Below are 21120 nucleotides of genomic sequence, written 5' to 3' on the forward strand. Positions count from 1 at the left end.
CGCTCCATACAAACCCATGAGGCAGAAAACTCTTCTTCAAAGGATTGGAAATTCAGCCAGTCCACATAAAATTGATGTGGTCCTAACATCATCAAAGGATCTCTCATAGCCTCCCTCCCCTCATTCTGTCCCGCCATGCAATGCATTAGCGCGTGCCCGTTGAATGGCGTGGGCAACCGCACGACCGGTGGCAACAGGGTCACGAGCGCCATTGACATGCACCGTGACATTTTGATTGTGGGTGATGGTGGAACGCTCTTTGCCTCTTTGTTCGCTACCCAATGGATTTGCATGACCAGCCCCCGCAAATTGTGCAATCGGTTGAATGGCTGTTTTGCCGCCAAGCCAACTTGGCAAATGGAAAAGGTCCGATAAATCAACACTGCCAATCCATTCTCTGATGCGGCTTGGCAAAGATTTAAAAAAATCACTCAACCTTGTGATGGGTGCCATAAAGCCATCGACAATCCAATTGGCCAAATCCTCCCCTGCTTGTTCCATACCGGCCTTGGCATCATCAGAGAGCTTTTCGCGAGCAAAAAAGCTCTTTCTAAACTGAAACTTCTTAAAATCCCCTTTTTACACTTCTCTCCAAGCAAAGATAAAACTGTCAAGACATGTGAGTGTCATCTAAGGATAATTGCGTGAGACCATAACCAATATAAACAGACTCCAATATTTGTATCGTATTGTATCTATTTACTTACGTATAAAAGAAGAAGATAAAATTGTAATACAATTAAAAGTTCATACGGTTAATCAAGAGAAATTGTACAGCATCACAAAACATCAATTGTTTGAAGATTATAAGTAAAAAATTGATCAAAACAAAAAGCTTTCTTGGTAATTCTGAATACTTCCTCGACACACTCCTCTTCTCTTCAAAGATGAAAGCCTAACAAGAAAAGAAAAATAAAATAACAAACCATTATTCCGCTTTGTATTAAAGCTTTTGTATTAAATCTCAGTTCACATTAAACCATTGCACTTATAGCGCTTAACCTGATATTTTAGCATTTTTGAAAAAAATATGAAAAAGATGTTTGATTTTTCATTCTACTTTTAAGTGACACTTAGATACTCTCATTGCTTTTCAAATCCGCACATATAATACGTTTTTCCTTCATCCTTAAAACAAAGAAAAAAATCCTATTATAACTGACTGCAACTTGCGGAAAATTGGGTGTCTTTTCCTATAACACCAAGATCTTTAATTAAAAGCGGTTTTCCTATTTCTCCATTATAGGCTTTAACGTGAATGGTCTTTCCCTTTACCTCTATGAGGTAATAATCTCCATTAAAAAGCGCACCAGCTGTATAGATAGGGATATTTCCAAAAAACTTATCATTTTTCGCACGGCAATAAGACTGATAATGCGTGTGACCCACGAAGATTGCCTTAACATTATGAGAGGTAATAATTGACTTAAAGACCGACAAATCTTTAGCATTCTTTTTACGAATAAAAAAGGATTCACCATCAATGGAAGCAGCACGCGCATCATGAAAATTAATGATTGTCACTTTACCTCTTGCATCAGCAGCAGCTAAATCGTTCCTAAGCCAATCTAAAGATTTATTGATTTGCACCTGCATAGACTGTCCCATCAAACGAACCGTATAGCTTGGATAATTGTGAAGCTGCACATAGTGAACATCTCCATAATCCCAAGAATAACCCAAACTCCCCCTTATCGAGCGAATATTTCCACCCGAAATGGGAACAAAACTTTCAGTAACATCTGCATTGAAATGCGATAATTGACTACGATATTTTTTGATTTCCGATACCATTCTTGAAACTGCACTTATAGCACAAGCATCTTTGTAAAAACTGAATTCTTGAGGATTTGTACAATTACCAACATTATTGGCATAATCATGATTCCCTAGCCCCTCATAGACAGGCGCTCCAAGAGTTTTATAAATATTTTTATAATCATCATAGTTTTTTTGTTGTCCAAACTCCGTCAGATCACCATTGACAATATGGAACGCGGCCTTGTGCGCTTTTATCACACCAGCAACCTGCTCATTTATCTTTAACCATGGCTCTCTGTTTGATATTCCATTGGCATCACCAGAGTTTAAACGCCAGGGTTGCGGATCAGCCATGATGATAGCAGTATAATTTTTTGTAAGAGACTTTTCTTTCATAGACCAGCCCATGAATGCATCATGATAAAGCCTCTCGTCCCTTTTTAACTTTTCAGAATCAAGGTTAAAACAACCAGAGAGAGTAAAAGCAATCACGGTGATTACCAATTCAACTTTATATCTCATAAACCTATCACCATAAAAACGTTATATATTTTATTATATTATAAAAAATTCTTCAGAAGCAATTTTTTAGATTTTCTTGTCAAGAGTGTGTCAAAAATTCAAAAGAACGAAAGCAATGATCCTTCAATGAAGGTGCACTTTGATGATATAAAAGCACTGCTGGTTTCAAACCTTCAACTTCAAGCACTTTAATTGATTGAGATTTATACGCTTGGGCTCTAGTTCTTTCAAATGTCATCGATACATCAACCGCTTACCGAAAACTAGTTATTTATCAAAAACTTAGTAAATGTTCGTATCCTATTAAAATATCCCAACATAAGAAAAAACGTGTTCTGTATGCTAAAATAGTCAACTCCTTTCGATATCAAGATCAAATACGTTAGAATCTTATGATAAATAAGGTAGAAATAATCAAAAGTGCTAGAAACAGTGTTTGAGTATTACCGTCATAACTCACTTTGATAAAATATAAAACTGCATAAGTATCACACAAAATATTATCATTACTTTATAAAAAAATATAAATTATGTAAGTATTATAATAATATTTAAATTACTTATAATATATATTTACAATAAATTTAACTATACAATATAATTAATTATAATAACATTATATATTAAATATAAATTCATATAAGCTTAATATCAGTTAATTTTTAATTTTGACAAAAAACCAGAAATGTCTTACGAAACTAAAGACAATTATCGAAATTAATAACAACTATCCATTTTCACTTCTTCTTATGAAGTTTTCGGGAGAATGAATATTTTGGGGCTCTCATAAGGAGAATATTGGTGTATAAAACATCCCTTTTATCATGCACGGCTACAGCCGCTATCATCCTATTCAACATCCAGTTCAATGCACATGCTGAAAATCTCGAAGTTTCTGAGGGAAAGACAGTATCCGAACTCGGAAAAACCTATGAGATTATTCATGCAAAAACCGGCGGTAAAATCACCGGCAAAGATTTAACCGTGATCGGAAATAAAGATATAAATTCAAGCGAAAACGAAACCGCTTATGCTGTCACGGCTGAAAACCCTGACAGTGCGATTACGTTACAAGGAAACACAACCATTAAAGGAACTGCTTCTGTCATTTCTTTAGGCGTTGAAGCAAAAGACGGTGCTACATTTCAAATGACTGGGGGAACCATTACCGTTTCCGACACTGGTGCTCTCTTCTGGAACAATGAAAACAAAAAAAGCTGGCTGAACAATGTGACAATATCGAGTGGTAAAGATGAAGCACCTCTACTCGTTGGGATAAAAGCAGACAAAAGTACCGTTGATTTAACAGATGTCAAAGTGATGCAAGCAGGCAATGCTGTAATTGCAAATCATGGTTCTGAAATAACAATCTCTGGAGGATAATTTGGTGCAAAAAATACAGCAATATCTGCTCAAAATGGCAGCATCATTACCTTAAACAACAATGTTACAGTCGCATCATCTAATGGTACTGGACTCCATGCAGATGGTATAGAATCCAAGATCACAATGAAAGGAGGAACTGTCACAGGAGGAACTGTTATAAGAAGAATTTGGGATGGATATGAAAGCGTATTACTTACAGAAAATGGTGGACGTATTGAAATTACGGATGTTACTCTAACAACAGATGGCATCGGAGACGGTGCACACGCCGATGGCTCTGGAAGCATAATTGAATTACATAATACAACGATTAAAGATGTTTCAACAGGTCTTTTTACACAACCAAACGGCACGATCAAGATGACTGGAGGTTCTATTACGGCTTCTATAATAGGCGCTTCTTTTAATAACAGTAAGAGCGCTGAGAACAAGCTAGAGAATGTGAAAATATCAAGTGGTAAAGACGATGACCAACAACTTTTCGGGGTAGTAGCCACTCATGACAGCAACCTTACTTTGAAAAATGTAACAGTTACTCAAGAAAATATAGGCATAGCCTCCGCTTTTAATTCTCAAATAAACGTATCAGGGGGAAAATTCAATGTAAAAACCTCAGGGGCATATGCTCAAAGTGATAGCACCATTATCATAAAAGACAATGCTACAATTAACGCATCTGATGGCAGTGGACTCCATACAAGCGGTCCACAATCCCAAATCACAATGACAGACGGAACAGTGTTTGGAAAAAAAGCTGCATTGTATACAGAAAACGGCGGGCATATTGATGTGACAAATGTTTTTGCAACAGCAAAAATCGGTGGTTTGCAGATCATGTCTCTCTCTTACACAGATCCCGATAATCCCCAAAAACGTAAAAGCAGTGAAATCAATTTGGTCAATACAAAACTTCACGTTAAAAATGGTACTGGAATTCTTATTGGAGCCTTCACTGACAACGATATTGAAAATAATGCAGATCTGGCAATCGGTACAGCAAATCTCAAAAATTCAGAAATCCATGCTGATATTTTACTAGGAAACGGCATTTATTGGAAAGACAAAGAGTTTTGGGACCAAGTGGGTTTAAAAGAGATCTCCAACGGCACCTTCACATTAAACGCTGATCAGTCTACTCTGGAAGGCAGAGCGAATATTGCTAAAGACAGAAATGTACACTTTGATCTGAAAAACGATTCAATATGGACGTTGAAAATCAGCAAAAACGAAAAAGATGATGATGGCAATCTCCTTGATATTGCTCAAAGATCTCGTTCTGATGTTTCTGTGCTAAACCTTAACAACAGCTCCATTGTTTTTAGCGAACCAACAGAAGATCATTACCAAACATTGCATATAGGTTCTGGTAAACCAAACAGCACAGCAGTCTACAACACAACGGGTGATGCAAAGATTCACTTCAACGCAAAATGGAGTGATGGTGCTGCAATAAATGACCAAAAAACCGATAGACTTTTGATCAATGGAGATGTCTCAGGAACGACAGCAGTTTATGTTACGGGGCGCTTAGAAGATGACAATGTCGAAGCAAATACCTCTGCTGCTGCCAATGTCCGTGGTCTTTCACTCATTCAAGTTTCTGGAAAAGCAGAAGAAAGCTCTTTCAAACTTGTAAATGGCTATACCACAAGAGGTGGTTTACCGGATATGTATACACTACGTGCCTATGGACCAGACTCAAGCCAAGGCAAAGCCAATATTGCGCAAAACCTGTTTGATGAAAAGAATGAAAATTTCTGGGATTTCCGTTTGCAACCTGAAATTATTGAAACTGACACTGGTTCGGGTTCTGGCTCTGCTGGCTCTGGCTCTGGCTCTGGCTCTGGCTCTGAACCAAGTGTGGCTGCTCTTGTACCACAGGCAGCAAACTATTTGGTCATGCCAACTGCTCTTTTCAGTACAGGATTAACAGATATGGTTAAACAAAACGCGCTCTTAGCCAATATCAGAACATCCATCTCAGGAAAAGAAGAAGAAAAACAAACCGGTTTCTTCTTATACACCTATGGAAGCACAGGAACCTTATCTTCTGAACGCGGACCTCTCAAATACGGTTACGGTGCTGATATTCGTTATGCTGCTCTCCAAGCCGGTGTCACATTAGCGGCATTAGAAGGACAAAATACCACAACACATTTCGGTCTTGTAGGCACCTATGGACAGCTGTCGTTCACACCAAAGGATATGAAAGATGTAAGTAAGAGCACATTGGATAAATGGTCACTAACAGCTTATGGCAGCGTGCAGCATGACAATGGGTTCTATATGGATACACTGTTATCCTATGGAATTCTAAAAGGAGATATCGGCAATGCTCTTATTGGCAAAACTGCAAAGTTGAACGATGCTAAGATGTTGAGTATTTCCACCACTGTTGGCAAAGAATTTGCAACCAGTGTGGAAGGTTTAACCTTCGAGCCGCAAGCACAACTTGCTTATCAACATTTGATGTTTAACACCATTGAAGATGCTGATAATTTTACCGTTGATATGAACAATCCTTCTCAATGGTTGATCCGTGTTGGTGGACGTTTGACCAAAACCATTTCCACTGAAAACAACCGTCCTATGTCTTTCTATGGAAAAGTAAACTTGATCAAAACCTTTGGTGATGATGGTACCATTCATATTGGTAGAGACTTTGACCTTGATCCTATGGGACCTGCAATTGAAGGCGGCATTGGCATCAATGCACAACTGTCTCACAATTTCTCCCTTCATGGTGATGTAAGCTATCAACAAAAGCTTCAGAAAACTGGTATAAGTGGTGCTAGCTTTTCAGGTGGAATACGCTATCAGTTTTAAGACAAGGCTGTAAAAATAGCCTATCATTCTATTCAATTTAAAAAAAGGCAGCGCAGAACATTCTTCTACGAAACTTATTCAATCAGATACAATAAACATAACAAGAGTCCTCCACAAATTCATGCGACACATTCAAGAAGAATGCTACGCTTTGTAAAAACACATCAAGCAGTATTCTTTATCTTAAACAGAAAACGCGTTTTAAATCCAAAATGAGGAAACTTTTTTCATTTTTGCTTATTGCTCCCAACAGCGCTTGCCCTCCCCTTTTTCCTTAATGCGGAAAAAATTGTAACCGATATTATGCGCCTTCAACAAAAATCTACATAAGCTAAAATTCACTTAAAATATTGTTGCTGAATATTCATTTTATATTTATAATAAATATTTAATTACTAAATAATAAGCTAAAAAAAGAATTATTATTTAATAATACATTTTAATTGAATATAAATTATATTATCATATACTTTAATTTGACAGGTAATAATAAACAAAATAGGCTGAATCGGTTATTTTATTGAAAACCATCTATTTTCACTTCTTCTTATAAAGTCGGCGGGAAAATGAATGTTGGGGGCTTTAAAAGGAGTGGATTGATGCCTAAAAAATTTCTTCTATCCTGCACAGCAATTGTGGCAGTTGTACTGTCTGGTATCCATCTTAATGCACAAGCTAAAAATCTTGAAATTTCAGAAAGTAAAAAAGAAGTTTCCAACGAAACCTATGAAATTATTCACGCAAAAAAAGGTAGCCAAATTATCGGCAAGCATTTGACGATAATCGGAAACAAAAAAACAAACACCAATATAAGTACAAATACGCACGCTATAACAGCTGAAGGTTCTAACACTACGATTGAATTACTGGATGGTACAACCATTAAAGGAACTGGTTCTAGCATTTTCTTCGGTCTTGTAGCAAAAGATGGTGCTACACTAAAAATGACTGGGGGAACTATTACAGTTTCCAACACTGGCGCTAAATTCTTGAACAGTAAGAATGCTGAAAACAAGCTAAACGATATAATAATATCAAGTGGCAAAGGCAAAGCACCACTAAATTTTGCAATAGTTGCAGACAAAGACAGTGAAATCACTTTAGAAAATCTAAAAGTGAGTAAGGCAATGAATAGCGTCGTCGCAAATAATCAGTCTAAGGTCACAATCTCTGGAGGATCATTTGATGCAAAAGGCGCATCAATACATGCTCTAAGCAGCAGCACGATTACTTTAACTAACAATGCTCAAATTACATCATCTGATAACGTTGGTCTCTACGCAGAAGGCTCAAAAGCCAAGATCACAATGACGGGAGGAAATATAACAGGAAAAGATGCCGCATTATCTGCAACCAAAGGTGGCCATATTCAAGTCACAGACGTGTCCTTAAAAATAATAAATAGCCCAACTTTCACTGTCAATGCTTACAATTCTGATACCATAATTGAGTTGCTCGGAAATACAACCATTAGCGGTGATGGAGGTGGACTTTTTGCAAAAGATAATGCTATGATCAAAATGACTGGAGGATCCATTAACGCTTCCTATATTGGTGCTAGCTTCAATAATAGTAAGAACGCTGGAAACAAGCTAAAAGATATAATAATATCAAGTGGCAAGGGAAAAGCACCACTATCCGGTGGTGTATTTGCATACAATGGCAGTCAAGTCACTTTAGAAAATGTAAAAGTGACTAAGGCAATGAATAGCGTTACTGCAAATAATAAATCTGAAATCACGGTATTGGGAGGGTCATTTGATGCCACAAAGGCAGCAATATCTGCTTACAATGGCAGTCGCGTAACTCTGACCAACAATGTTCAAGCTACATCATCTCATGGCACTGGACTTCATGCAACAGATTCAGAAACCACAATCGAAATGACGGGAGGAAGCATAATCACAGAAAAAATGGCGTTGGTTGCAGAAAACGGTGGACATATCAAGGTCACGGATGTTGCGTTAACAGCGACGAATGATAAAATCGGAACAGTTGTCGCCGGCGGTCCGAACAGCATGATTGAATTGCATGGGAATACAACAATTAAGAATGCTGTAGTCGGTCTTCATGCACAAAACAGTGGAATGATAAAAATGATCGGAGGGACCATTACAGCTTCTGAAACCGGTGCTGGTTTCTACAATAGTAAGAGCGATGAAAACAAGCTAGAAAATGTGAAAATATCGAGCAGTAACGATAAAGAGCCTAAAATCACAGGAATAGGTGCCGACAAGGAAAGTAAAGTCACTTTAGAAAATGTAACAGTTACGCAGGCAAAAAGCGGCATAGCTGCGAATAATCATTCTAAAGTAACGGTTTCTGGAGGATCATTTGAGGGGAAAACCGTAGGAGTATACGCTGGAAACGGTAGTAACATTACTTTAACTAGTAGTAAAAAAGGCAATGTGCAAGTTACATCATCATCATCGAATAGCAAAGGACTCTATACAAATGGTTTACATTCTACCATCACAATGACGGGGGGAACAGTAACCGGAGAATTAGCATTAAATGCAGAAAACGGTGGGCATATTAAGGTCACAGATGTTTCTCTAACAACAACAAATGGCAATGGGGGAGGAGCAGGAGTTGATAGCGCTAATAGTATGATTGAATTATATGGAAATACAACGATTAAGAATGCTACTGTCGGGCTTTTGGCAAGTAATGATGGCGTAATTAAAATGATAGGGGGAACCATTACGGCTTCTGCAACTGGTGTTGGCTTCGTGAACAGTAAGAGCACCGAAAATAAACTAGAAAATGTAATAATATCAACCGGTAAAGATAAAAATTCAGGCAACGGAATACGTCTAGAGAAAGAAAGTAGACTCACTTTAAAAAATGTAAAAGTGACTCAAACAGGCAACAGCGTAATTGCAAATAATCGTTCTAACATAATAATCTCTGGAGGATCATTTGATTCAAGCTATGCAACAATATGTGCTCAAAACGGCAGCAGCATCACCTTAACGGACAATGCTCAAATTACGTCATATGATGAAGCAGGACTCTATGCACAAGACTCAAAATCCACGATTATAATGACAACAGGAAGCGTGACAGGAAAATATACAGCCTTAGAAGCAGATATAGGTGGCCATATTACGGTTACAAATGTTGCTTTAAAAGCAACTAATAATGGCAGTGGTGTAGCTGCTGGTGCAGCTTCCTCTGGCTCTAACAGTGTGATTGAATTGCTTGGAAATACAACGATCAGTGACGTTAAAATCGGAATTGATGCGCAAAACGATAGTACAATCAAAATGATCGGAGGAACAATTACTGCTTCCGAATCTGGCGTTCATTTGTTAAAAAATAAGAGCAATAACAAACTGAAAGATGTAACGATATTAAATAGTAAGGACAATACACTACTGATCAACGCAATAATTGCAAGAAAAAGTGCCATTACTTTAGAAAATGTAACCGTTCCGCAAGCAATCAATAGCATAATTTCAGATAATGGTTCTCAAATAACAGTTTCTGGAGGATCATTTAACGCAGAAGGTGCAGCAATATCTGCCATAAACGGCAGTACCATTACTTTAACTGACAATACTCAAATTACATCATCTGACGACGCTGGACTCTATGCAAAAGACTCAAAATCCGTCGTTACCGTAACGGGAGGAACAGTACAAGGTAAAACTACTGCATTATCTGCCCAAAACGGTGGACGTATTAAAGCCACGAATGTTACTCTAATAACAGCAGATAGCAACGGATCCGGTGCGGAAAGCCAAGATGTTAGCAGTCTAGTTGAATTATATGGCCATACAACGATTAAAAATGCTGAGATCGGACTTTCTTCAGAAAATGGCGGGATGATTAAAATGATCGGAGGAACAGTAATTGCCGAAAATAGTGCATTTGTTGTAAATAATAATGGACATATTGATGTGACAGATGTTTCTGCCACAGCAGAAGATAGAGGTATAGCATTTGAAAAATCCAAGAACAATAAAACATCAGAAATCAATTTAACCAATACAAAACTTCACATTAAAAATGGTACTGGAATTAATGCAAATGAATCAATTGGTAAAGTCAATCTCAAAAATTCAGAAATCCGTGCCAATGTTTTATTAGTAACCGAAGCTTCAACGAAAAAAAATGATTTCACTTTTACACTAAACGCCGATCACTCCGTCTTAGACGGCAAAGTGAGCACCGAAAAAAAATTCAAAACAATCTTTGATTTGCAAAACAATACGAAATGGACATTGAAAACAAGCACAAATAAAAAAAGCCAGAACGAACAACTGCTTGATATTGCTCAAAGAGTACGTTCTGATATTTCTGTCCTTAACATCAATGACAGCTCTATTGTTTTTGAAGAGCCAACAGAAGATCATTATCACACGTTGCACATAGGATCTGGCAGACCAAATACTAAAAAAGTCTACAATGCTACAGGAAAAGCAGAAATTCATTTCAATGTCGAATGGAGTGATAGCGCTGCCGTAAACAAACAAAAAGCTGACCATCTTCTGATTCACGGTGATGTTTCAGGGACTACACTGATTTATATCACTGGACATTTAGAAAAGAACAATATTAAAGCAGACACTTCTGCTCTTACCAGTGTACGTGGTCTTTCACTCATTCAAGTGTCTGGAAAAGTAAATCAAAACTCTTTCAAACTTGCAAATGGCTATATCACAATAAGTGGTTCACCTTATAAATATATACTGAAAGCTTATGGACCAAAATCAAACCACAGTAAAACAAATACTGAACAAAACCTTTTAGGAGAAAATAAAAATTTTTGGGATTTTCGCTTGCAACCAGTACTGCTTGATAGCGACTCAAAAGTAAAAAACATCGTGCCATAAATACAAACTCTTTGATCATGCCCAGTGCTCTCTTGTATGCTGGATTGACCGATATGGCTAAGCAAAGTGCAACTGTTAACCAATATGCAACATTTGTCTTAAGGAAAGAATAAGACAAACGGAATGGCTTTTTCTTATACACCTATGGAAAAACAGGAAGCTTATTTTTTGATAAGTAGTACTTCTAGTAGATATGGTTATAGCAGTACTCATCTTCGTTATGCTGCTCTACAAGGAGCTGTTAACTTTGTCGCGCTAGAAAGGAAAAATATCTACAACACATTTTGGTCTTATAGAAACCTATGGACAACTCTCTTTGCACTCCAAAGAATATGCAAGACAGCAAGTAAGAGCATATTGAATAAATGGTCATTTCACTCACCGCCTATGGCAGTAAACAGCGTGACAGTGGTTTCTATCTTGATACGCTGTTTATCCTATGGCTTCCTAAAGGGAAAGATCACCAATGCCCTCATTAATACAACCGCAAAATTGAAAAATGCAAAAATGTTGGCGATCTCCACAACTGTTGGCAAACAATTTGCAACGGGTATTCAAGGCGTAACATTCGAACCACAGGCACAGATTGCCTATCAACATTTGATGTTTGATACCATTAAAGATGCTGATAATCTGACCATTGACATGCAAAATCCTTCTCAATGGATGATCCGTGTTGGTGGACGTTTGACAAAAACCATTGCCACTGAAAACAGCCGTCCTATGTCTTTCTATGGAAAAGTAAACTTAATCAAAACCTTTGGTGATGATCAGACATTCCATATTGATAAGTATTATAAACGTGACCCCTCGGGAAGTTCCGTTGAAGGTGGGCTTGGTATTAGTGCATAATTGTCCGCTAACCTCTCCCTTCATGGTGATGTCAGCTATCAACAAAAGCTTCAAAAAACTGGTATAAGTGGTGCAAGCTTTTCAGGAGGAATACTCTATCAGTTTTAAATCAAGACTGTAAAAAATAGCCTATTCAATTTAACAAAAAGGCAGCATATTGCTGCCTTTTTGGTTTATTATAAGCTGTTTTTAAGCGCTGTTTTAAATAGAGAACAGCGAAATATTTGAAGACTGTGATTGACCATTGGATGTTTTTTACAAAAAATTCTTTTTATAAAGAATAAAACTGTAAAAAAGAGAACAACCAAAAACAAAATGATATTGTAAAATAATGAGAAGCTTTTCTAGAAAATACAACATTACTATCTTTTGTTATTTCTCACAAATTTAATGCTTAAAATCCCAAAATAAAACTTTTGAACATAAAATGATAAGTAAAAAATAATGCAATAATATCAAACAAAGAGATGTATGTTATAAGTCATTCGTATATTTCAAAATGGGAGTTCTAATAGGATTTAAAATATTACAGCTCAAACACTGCCCAGAAAATTCATACTGAAAAAATCCTATTATCCCCTTCCCTCTTAACAATGCCGCCAAACATCTCCAGAAACTTCAAAACAAATAAAATTGCATTTTCTCTTCTGTAAAATTGATCATGCTCTTTGCTCTCTATGGACAATAGGCTCTATACTTGCTTCAAAAAACTCCTTTGTATAATTGTGTTGCGCATGTAGATTACGCAATTCATCATTGCTAAGCTCTTCAAGAATAATCCCTTTATGCATAATTCCAACACGTTCACAAATATGTGCAACAACAGCAAGATCATGGGATACCATCAAATAAGTAAGCTTTTTTCTCGCTCGCAACGATTTCAACAAGTTTAAAATTTCAGCCTGTACCGACACATCCAATGCAGATGTTGGCTCATCAAGCAACAAGACCTCTGGTTCAATAATTAAAGCACGTGCAAGAGCAATACGCTGACGCTGCCCTCCAGACAGCTCATGAGGATAACGATAAAGAAATGAAGAATCTAAACCAACGGAATCTAAAGCATCCTCCACCCGCTCCTTTCGGTTATCCATCCCATGGATTTTGAGAGATTCAGAAAGAACCGTATGGACCATTTTTCTTGGATGAAGTGATGCATAAGGATCTTGAAAAACCATTTGAATACAGCGTAAAAAATCCTTACTTCTTTTCTTTTCGACTTCTTGTCCAGCAAAAAGGAACTTTCCACTATAATCTGGAATAAGCCCCACCAATGTATTCAAAATTGTTGATTTTCCACATCCGGATTCACCAATCAAACCATAAGCTTCACCACGCTTAATATGAAAATTAACATTTTTAACAACTGTTACTGCCTTATGCCTATGACCAAAAGTTACAGATAAATTAGAAACATCAATAATATTCTCACAATTTGTCATGAGGAACCTCCTCAACACCATTAACAATCGTAGGATTATGTAACCAATCAGGATCACGCTCAGGAACAGCCAAAACATCAACAGGATTATCAAGCCGTGGCAAACTCGCGAGCAATGCCTTCGTATAAGGATGACAAGCGTGAGACAAATCAGAAGCAGGCAACTCTTCTAACACACGGCCTGCATACATCACCAAAATACGATCACAAAAATCAGCAATCATATTCAAATCATGACTAATGAAAATAAGTCCCGTTCCAGATTTTGTCACAAGTTCATCTAATACAGATAAAACTTGTCGTCTGACCGTAATATCAAGTGCAGATGTTGGCTCATCGGCAATAATTAAATCAGGTTTTGGAATGAGCATCATTGCAATCATCACACGCTGCCCCATCCCCCCTGATATTTCATGAGGAAATAGGCGCATCACATGTTCAGGATCACGAATATGAACAGATTCTAACATAGATATAGTCCGTTCCTGCGCTTCAACTTTTGAAACGCGGTAATGAATACGGTAAGCCTCCATAATCTGCTCACCAATCCGTATTAATGGATTAAGTGAATATTTTGGGTCCTGTAAAATCATTGAAATACGCTTCCCGCGGATTTTTCGCATCTGAGGTTCACTTGCGGTCAATAAATCAACATCCTCAAAGCGCATTTTTTTAGCTTTAACAATGGCTGCTCTTGGACTCAACCTTAGTATTGCGCGCCCAGTCATCGATTTTCCAGATCCGGATTCACCAACAATTCCAATTTTTTCTTTTCCAACAGAAAAACTAACGCCACGCACAACTTCTGAAATGCCGCGCGTTGTAGGAAAAGAAATACGTAAATCTTCTACTTCTAATAATTTATTACCCATTGCGTGGATCCAATACATCACGAAGACCATCACCTAAAAGGTTGAAAGCAAGACTTGCAAATAATATTGCACAGCCTGGTATTGCCGCCAACCACCAATTTGTCATCATAAATTCCCGCCCTGAAGAAAGCATCGCACCCCATTCAGGACTTGGAAGTTGAGCTCCCAATCCTAAAAAACCAAGACCAGCAGCCGTTAAAATAATTCCAGACATATCTAAAGTTAATCGTACAATCACTGAAGGAATACACATGGGCGCAACGTGAAACAAAATTATTCTCCAAGCAGAAGCCCCTTGCAAGCGAACGACAGAAACATAATCAGAAGAACGTATTGTCAAAGTCTCAGCACGTGCTAAACGTGCAATTGGAGGCCATGCTGCAATTGAAATTGCAATAGAAGCATTTTCAATCCCTGGTCCCAATGCGGCTGAAAATGCAAGAGCTAAAATCAAACCTGGAAAAGCAAGAAAAATATCGACAATGCGCATGAGCACAGTATCAACCCATCCGCCCATATAACCAGATACAGTTCCAACAATAAGCCCTATTGGACCTACAATAATAGTTGTAAGAAAAACAACATAAAGAGTAATACGGGAACCAAAAACAAGGCGACTAAAAATGTCACGTCCTAATTCATCTGTTCCAAAATAATGCGCCATAGAGGGTGGCTGCAACCGATGCCCTAGATCATTGCTAAGAAAATCATGCGTAGCAATCCAAGGAGCAAAAAATGCACATATGATAATAATACAAATAATAAGCAGACCGAATACAGCCGAAAAGTTATGAAAAAACTTAACCAGTGCGTGATAAATTCTTTGTATGTTCGCCTGAATTATGGAGCTTGGAACAGGGTCGTTTAACCAACCGCCCAAAAAAGATGATGATTGCGATTTATGATGATTACTTACTGTCATATTCAACGTGTCCTTGGATCAAAAATGCGATAAAGCAAATCAGAAAATAAATTAATGGCGACAAAGATAAATCCTACAAGTAAAGTACATCCTACAACTGCATTCATATCTCCGGCTAAAAGAGCATTTGTCAAGTAATGTCCAAAACCAGGCCAAGCAAAAACTGTCTCCGTTAAAACAGCCCCTTCTAATAAAAAAGCATAAGAAAGCGCAACAACGGTAATAACCTGAACAGCAGCATTCTTAAAGGCATGTCCCCATACCGTTCGCGCCCACGATAACCCCTTTACACGTGCAGTAATGATATATTCCTGATTAAGCTGCTCAATCATAAACCCACGAGTCATACGGCTAATATAAGCCATAGCACCGAAAGCTAAGATCAAAGCAGGCATAATAATGTGACTAAAAACATTACCAAAAGCCTCCCATTGTCCTTGGCTTGCAGTATCCCAAAGGAAAAATCCTGTTTTTGGTTCGAAAGAATATTCATAAAGAAAATCAATACGTCCTGGACCACCAACCCAGCCAAGCTTGGCGTAAAATATTAACAAAGCCATTAAACCGAGCCAAAACGTTGGAGTAGAATAACTTACAAGTGTAAAAACACGAACAACATAATCAATAAATGAATCGCGATACATTGCTGCAAAAACACCAAATGGAATTCCAAGACTTGTGCCAATAACAATAGCAACGGTTGCAAGCTCTAATGTTGCAGGAAATACACGCATAATATCAGCTAGAACAGGACGCCCAGAAGTTAAAGCATCTCCAAAGTCAAATAAAAATACATTATGAAGATACTTCCAATATTGAACAATCAACGGCTTATCAAGACCAAGCTTATAATACATTGCATCATAAGCTTCCTGACTGATATTATCACCAAGAATAGACAGAACTGGATCTAGAGGAAGAAGATGACCAAGAAAAAAAGTGATCGTCACCAACCCAAGCAATGTGATAAAAACTGAAATAAGAAGTTTCAATCCTTTGCATAAAAAATCCCATAAAAATAATCTTTTCTGCTTTTCTGATACAGCTCTTTCAGTCTCTGAAAGTGGCAAAACCATTATAAAAATCCCCTCTGTAGCGACAAAACATAAAGCAAATACCTTTTTTTATATAACGAAACAACCTCTTATTAAGCATGTTCTACAATCCTTCTCTATAACATGCTTCTTTTTATTTTTCTGCTTCATTGTAATAAAGTCTATAACTGTTCCAAATCCATTTTTTGACATCAGGTCCCATACCAACGGTATAATATGTCTGAAATAAATAAACCATAGGACCATGCTCTAGCACATAATGCTGTAAAGTACGATATTGCATGATACGCTTATTGGGGTCTTTCTCAAACAAAGCATCCATCACCATGTTATTAATATTTTCATCATAATACCCAGCGCGCCAAGCCAAATACATATTGTGCTTTTTTGTAAATGTTGGATCAGGATTAAACACGTGATTTAATGAGGCAGGATGTCCATCAGGATCGGCACTCCCCCACCCCATAATAGCAGTATCATAATTTCCACCACGTACACGGCTCAACAATTGATTTTGTGCCATTTTTTCAATTGTCAGCTCAACACCAATTTTACGTGCATTGGCTTGAATAGACTGTGCAACAGACGACATATAACTAAGGCTTCCAACTAAAAGATTAGCTTTAAAACCGTTCGGATAACCAGCCTCAGTAATCAACTGTTTTGCTTTTTTCAAATCCAACTTAAAAGGCAGACCTTCTTTTTCATCCAAAGCACCAGGAACACCCAAGGACATATAAGTTGCCCGCGGAATAGCAATCCCCTTCAAAACAGTTTTTCCAAGACCTTCATAATCAACCAAATAACGAAGTGCCAATCTGACCTTTTCGTTTGCAAAAATTGCATTCTTATTATTTAATGATAGATAAATAATCTGGGGGCGCAAAACACGACTAATTTTGACGGGGCCTCCCTTTTTTTCAATATCTAAAATGTCCTCTGAAGAAAGATCACGTGCTATATCCACATCACCTTTTTCCAAAAGAAGTCTTTGACTTGATGAATCTGCTACGTGCTGCACAACAATCTTCTTAATTTTAGGCACATCGCCCCAATAATGCTGTGTAGCCTCTAATACAACTTTATCTCCTGGAGACCAGCTCACCAATTTATAAGGTCCAACACAAGCCGAATGTGTCGCTAAATATTTATTCCCCATATCACCGTTAATACTCTGCGCTTCAATTGTTTTCCGATCAAGCAAAGCAGAAGCATAAGACTGTCCAATAACAGTCAATATGAGCTGAATAGGATAGGGTTTATCTAATTTTAATTGCAAAGTCTTATCATCAAGAGCTTGAATATTTGTTTCAACATTGTTTTTATTAAATCCATAATCCATTAAAGATTGGGCATAGCTCAATCCTAATTTAATAATCCGCCGCATCGACCATACCAAATCTTGCGCTGTTGCTGTTCTTCCATCATTAAACTTTAAATCATCACGAAGATGAAAAACTATTCTTTTGCCATTATCTAAAACATCCCAAGATTTTGCCATAGCAGGGCGAATTTTTGTAGGATCATGCTCATCATATTGCACTAACGCGCTACAAATATTCGTCAATAACTCACTCGTCACAACTTCAACAGTTTGCGCTGGATCAAAACTACTCATTGAATCAATATTCCATGCCATCACCAATATATCTTTAGATGAAGCACTAAATGCTGATGCTATAGCCCCATTTAAAAAAGCTGTTATGCCTAATAAAACAGAAAATTTTTTCAACATTTTTTTCCCATTTTTTCCTATTATATTCTTATGCCTTTTCACACATAGCCGTTGTGATTTTGCTCTTTCATCTTTTAAACAGCATAGTATCAAACATCAACTTCATTTAATCAAACTAAGCATCTATAAAATAATTCTCTCATACATCAATCTATATTCGGGATGCAGAGAACTTGTAGCCACAAACAAAGATCTTCTCCAATATAACTTTCTATATTCATCCCTCCTTAATAAACGACCTCCATCATATACAGCACAAACATCCATCACAGTTTCATCCTTAAAAAAACTGAAGAACTTTTACGTGAAAGAATATTTTCATCATGCAATTATGATCAAGCTATTTTTACCTTTGATAACACGAAAAGACACTTTTATTTTTCAATTTTACTATAAAAAATACGCGGTGCACTATTCCAAACCCATTTTTTGACATCCGGTGTCATCGCTATAACGCTATATTGCTGGTAAATAAACGCATAAGGTCCTTTTTGCATAAGTTCACGTTGTAAATCAGCATATATTTGCGCCCGTTTTTGCGGATCTTTTTGAAACAACGCCTCTTCAACTTTTTGATTCATCTTGGCATCAAAATACCCATGCTGCCAACTAGGATAAGCTGTATTTTTTGCCTCAAACCGATTATCTGGATTATAAACAAGACGTGAAGCCATTGTATGAGGATCCGCAGAATCATTATTCCATCCAACAAAAATTGTATCAAAAGCCCGAGCATAAAGTTTGGAAAACAACTGTGTACCTGCCAATCGTTCAATTTTAAGACGCACACCCGCCTGCGCAGCACTATCTTGGAGTGACTGAGCAAGTAATAAAGTATAAGGAGTGTTTGATACGAGAAAATTTGCCTCAAATCCGTTCGGATAACCGGCCTCTGCTAAAAGCTGCTTGGCTTTTTGAATATCAAGCTTAAAGGGTTGCCCTTCTTTTTCATCCAAAGCCCCAAAATTGCCAAGAGGAATAAAACTTGCCCGTGGGATACCAATCCCTTTGAGAAGCTTCTTGCCAAGACCTTCATAATCTATAAGATAACGCATCGCCAAGCGCACTTTTTCCTTAGCAAAAATGGGATTCGTCGTATTGAATCCCCAATACATCATGGTTGGCACCAACACTTTTTCAACTTTAACATCTGTTGTTTTTTGCAAATCTGCCAGATCTTCAGGTGTCAAATTACGAGCAACATCAATATCATGTTTTTGCAACAACAAGCGCTGTGTTCCAGGCTCCGCAACATGGCGAATTACAATCTGCTTTAGTTTAGGTGCTTCTCCCCAATAATGAGAGCTTGCACGCAATAAAATCGCTTCTCCAGGGCGCCAACTTTTTAACTGATAAGGACCAACGCAAGCAGCATGAGTTTTCAAATACTGATTTCCCAAATCACCATTTTTTTCGTGTTTCATGATCGTCTTACGATCAAGCAAAGCTGTCGCACGACTCGCAACAACATTATTCAGAATGAGCTCTGCTGGATAAGGCTTATCAAATTTCATTACCACTGTTTTCTCATCAACAGCTTGCAAAGCATCATTAACATTTTGTTCTGTAATTCCATATTCATTAAAAATTGCCGCATTAGCCATCTGCAATTTGACAATCCGCTTCATACCCCAAACAAGATCATTGGCATTGGCTGATCTACCATCGTTAAACTTTAAACCATCGCGCAAATGAAAGGTAATCACCGTACTGTGATCATCACCTGAAACATCCCAATGTGTTGCTAAAGACGGAACTATTTTCGTTGGATCATCTGTCGCTGTACTGACCAAATTATCACAAACATTTCCAATAATTTCACTTGCATAAACATCATTGCTTTGGGCAGGATCAAATGTACTGATTGCATCAAGATTCCAAGCCATCACAAGAGTATTAGCCGGTGTTTTTGCTGAAACCTGTTGTACAACTACTCCCAGTGCCACAAGAGCAGCAACAAGAGAGCTGCTACTTTTCAATATTGTTTTCTTCGAGTTCATAAACGTTTCCCTTTATTTATTTTTTATTAATTAATGACGCTGAAATAACATGGCAAATTTATAATTATACACATTTTTATAATTATACACATTGAACAAATACATTCTAATCGCCTATACAGAGTCATCTACTTTATAAATTCATTGACTTACATCTCAATCAAACCATAGCGAACATGAAATATATGTTTTTCTAACCAGTATCACATTCTTTCATAACCTTTCTTTGCATACGATAATGCCGTATACCAGCCCCATTAATCATCAAAACGATAAGCCTTGTAGCCCCCAAAATGGTAAGCTTTTAAAAAAATCATTGCGCAAAAATTTATGAATTCACCATTCTATTCCTTTAGGCGGTATTTAAAATAAAATATGCAACCTTTAAAAATCGTCATTCTCCTCAAACACTCAATTTCAAGACGCGGCGCATCTTTACTACATGATCAAAACTGCACTAAAACAGTAGAAAGGAGCAAGAAAAGATCTTTTCTAAAACTCTACCCCCCACAAAAATCTGCTTAATCTTTTGAAACCCAAGTGTCAAAAATTTTACGTTTTTACCAACAAAACCAAACATGTTAACGAAAACAAAGGAACAATGAGAAGAAGCAGCACTTTCAAGCTTTGTCTTTTGAGAGATAAAGCTTGCAATAAAAGAATACACATTAAAATGCACTTCTCTACTGATAAAAACAAAATTCATTAGACTACCCCCCAAAGACATAACGAATATAAATCCTTCTAAACTTTAGTGTGCATTATTGCTTTACCACTATAAAAATAGAACAGAAAACAATACACTGAAACAAAACTCTTGTTTCCAGCAGAAACATACAGAGATTCAACTAAGCAATGTAGTGGATACAAGCCTGCCTGAGCTTAATCATCTTCCCAAAAATTATTG

At 37.3% G+C, this 21120-nt stretch carries 10 protein-coding genes and 2 pseudogenes; 3 read left to right on the plus strand and 9 right to left on the minus strand.

All coding sequences use genetic code 11. From position 1 onward, the window contains the following. From ACFIJ8_RS06810 to ACFIJ8_RS06820, 3 genes and pseudogenes are all read right to left on the minus strand, one after another. A pseudogene (locus ACFIJ8_RS06810) lies at positions 1-107 on the minus strand (phage tail protein); the annotation flags it as partial. A 13-nt stretch (positions 108-120) separates the two neighbouring features. Then, positions 121-501 (minus strand): hypothetical protein, encoded by a 381-nt coding sequence (locus ACFIJ8_RS06815; protein WP_375639252.1) that lies wholly within the window; start codon positions 499-501, stop codon positions 121-123. Between the two features lie 651 nt (positions 502-1152). After that, positions 1153-2283, minus strand: coding sequence for a metallophosphoesterase (locus ACFIJ8_RS06820; protein WP_375639253.1), 1131 nt, complete (start codon positions 2281-2283; stop codon positions 1153-1155). An 801-nt stretch (positions 2284-3084) separates the two neighbouring features. Between ACFIJ8_RS06820 and ACFIJ8_RS06825 the strand changes: the two are divergent. The 3 genes and pseudogenes from ACFIJ8_RS06825 to ACFIJ8_RS06835 all read left to right on the plus strand — a co-directional run bounded on the left by ACFIJ8_RS06825 (position 3085) and on the right by ACFIJ8_RS06835 (position 12188). Continuing rightward, positions 3085-6495: pseudogene (locus ACFIJ8_RS06825) on the plus strand (autotransporter outer membrane beta-barrel domain-containing protein). Between the two features lie 599 nt (positions 6496-7094). Beyond that, positions 7095-11336, plus strand: a complete 4242-nt coding sequence (locus tag ACFIJ8_RS06830; RefSeq protein WP_375639254.1) for a right-handed parallel beta-helix repeat-containing protein — start codon at positions 7095-7097, stop codon at positions 11334-11336. A 123-nt stretch (positions 11337-11459) separates the two neighbouring features. Next, positions 11460-12188 carry an autotransporter domain-containing protein gene (locus tag ACFIJ8_RS06835; RefSeq protein WP_375639255.1) on the plus strand — a complete coding sequence of 243 codons (729 nt, stop codon included), beginning with the start codon at positions 11460-11462 and terminating at the stop codon, positions 12186-12188. A gap of 659 nt (positions 12189-12847) precedes the next feature. On the opposite strand, the gene ACFIJ8_RS06840 is transcribed toward ACFIJ8_RS06835, so the two are convergent. The 6 genes from ACFIJ8_RS06840 to ACFIJ8_RS06865 form a co-directional block, all read right to left on the minus strand. Then, on the minus strand, positions 12848-13630 hold the full coding sequence (locus ACFIJ8_RS06840) for an ABC transporter ATP-binding protein (RefSeq protein ID WP_375639256.1): 783 nt from the start codon (positions 13628-13630) through the stop codon (positions 12848-12850). Beyond that, positions 13617-14501: an ABC transporter ATP-binding protein gene (locus ACFIJ8_RS06845; protein WP_015856300.1), complete on the minus strand. Its 885-nt coding sequence runs from the start codon at positions 14499-14501 to the stop codon at positions 13617-13619. Before ACFIJ8_RS06845 ends, ACFIJ8_RS06840 begins: the two co-directional genes overlap by 14 nt. After that, positions 14494-15423, minus strand: coding sequence for an ABC transporter permease (locus ACFIJ8_RS06850; protein ID WP_015856299.1), 930 nt, complete (start codon positions 15421-15423; stop codon positions 14494-14496). The genes ACFIJ8_RS06845 and ACFIJ8_RS06850 overlap by 8 nt, the downstream gene beginning before the upstream one ends. A 2-nt stretch (positions 15424-15425) precedes the next feature. After that, positions 15426-16499 (minus strand): ABC transporter permease, encoded by a 1074-nt coding sequence (locus ACFIJ8_RS06855; RefSeq protein WP_015856298.1) that lies wholly within the window; start codon positions 16497-16499, stop codon positions 15426-15428. Between the two features lie 112 nt (positions 16500-16611). After that, a complete protein-coding gene (locus tag ACFIJ8_RS06860) occupies positions 16612-18213 on the minus strand; it encodes an ABC transporter substrate-binding protein (protein ID WP_375639257.1) in 1602 nt (533 codons plus the stop codon). Positions 18214-18587: 374 nt separating this feature from the next. Further along, positions 18588-20213, minus strand: coding sequence for an ABC transporter substrate-binding protein (locus ACFIJ8_RS06865; protein ID WP_375639258.1), 1626 nt, complete (start codon positions 20211-20213; stop codon positions 18588-18590). Positions 20214-21120 lie beyond the last annotated feature (907 nt).

It is taken from the genome of Bartonella sp. MF74HXZ, assembly GCF_042194445.1.
GTDB classification, from domain to species: domain Bacteria; phylum Pseudomonadota; class Alphaproteobacteria; order Rhizobiales; family Rhizobiaceae; genus Bartonella; species Bartonella grahamii.

Excerpts from the sequence above, each read along its gene's own strand:
- ACFIJ8_RS06865 (WP_375639258.1), bottom strand. The coding sequence starts at position 20,213 with ATGAACTCGAAGAAAACAATATTGAAAAGTAGCAGCTCTCTTGTTGCT.
- ACFIJ8_RS06820 (WP_375639253.1), bottom strand. The coding sequence starts at position 2,283 with ATGAGATATAAAGTTGAATTGGTAATCACCGTGATTGCTTTTACTCTC.
- ACFIJ8_RS06855 (WP_015856298.1), bottom strand. The coding sequence starts at position 16,499 with ATGGTTTTGCCACTTTCAGAGACTGAAAGAGCTGTATCAGAAAAGCAG.
- ACFIJ8_RS06840 (WP_375639256.1), bottom strand. The coding sequence starts at position 13,630 with ATGACAAATTGTGAGAATATTATTGATGTTTCTAATTTATCTGTAACT.
- ACFIJ8_RS06860 (WP_375639257.1), bottom strand. The coding sequence starts at position 18,213 with ATGTTGAAAAAATTTTCTGTTTTATTAGGCATAACAGCTTTTTTAAAT.
- ACFIJ8_RS06830 (WP_375639254.1), top strand. The coding sequence starts at position 7,095 with ATGCCTAAAAAATTTCTTCTATCCTGCACAGCAATTGTGGCAGTTGTA.
- ACFIJ8_RS06815 (WP_375639252.1), bottom strand. The coding sequence starts at position 501 with ATGGAACAAGCAGGGGAGGATTTGGCCAATTGGATTGTCGATGGCTTT.
- ACFIJ8_RS06845 (WP_015856300.1), bottom strand. The coding sequence starts at position 14,501 with ATGGGTAATAAATTATTAGAAGTAGAAGATTTACGTATTTCTTTTCCT.
- ACFIJ8_RS06835 (WP_375639255.1), top strand. The coding sequence starts at position 11,460 with ATGGCTTTTTCTTATACACCTATGGAAAAACAGGAAGCTTATTTTTTG.
- ACFIJ8_RS06850 (WP_015856299.1), bottom strand. The coding sequence starts at position 15,423 with ATGACAGTAAGTAATCATCATAAATCGCAATCATCATCTTTTTTGGGC.